Genomic DNA, 305 nt, shown 5'->3' on the forward strand with positions numbered 1-305 from the left:
GAGCCGTCCCAGGTGCCGTTCCGCGCCAACAAAGCGGAAAAGACCTATATCATGCGTGCCGCCGAGCAGACAGTATTGTGCGGCGTGGTGTCCATGGGAAATCCGCACTGCGTCATCCAGGTTGATGATGTGGATACGGCGGCGGTGGAAACTCTCGGCCCGGTGATGGAAAGCCATGAGCGTTTTCCGGAGCGCGCCAATATCGGCTTTATGCAGGTGGTCGGCCGGTCTCATATCCGTCTGCGCGTCTACGAACGCGGCGCGGGGGAAACCCAGGCCTGCGGCAGCGGCGCCTGCGCCGCGGT

Annotated in this window: 1 protein-coding gene; it reads left to right on the forward strand. The window is 63.3% G+C overall.

What is annotated here, in order from left to right; translation table 11 throughout:
- Positions 1 to 305: diaminopimelate epimerase (gene dapF, locus ACSIPU_RS30950; protein WP_435322526.1), on the forward strand; the 305-nt coding region annotated here is incomplete at both ends.

Source organism: Klebsiella sp. HN106 (assembly GCF_051209435.1).
Lineage (GTDB): Bacteria > Pseudomonadota > Gammaproteobacteria > Enterobacterales > Enterobacteriaceae > Klebsiella > Klebsiella oxytoca.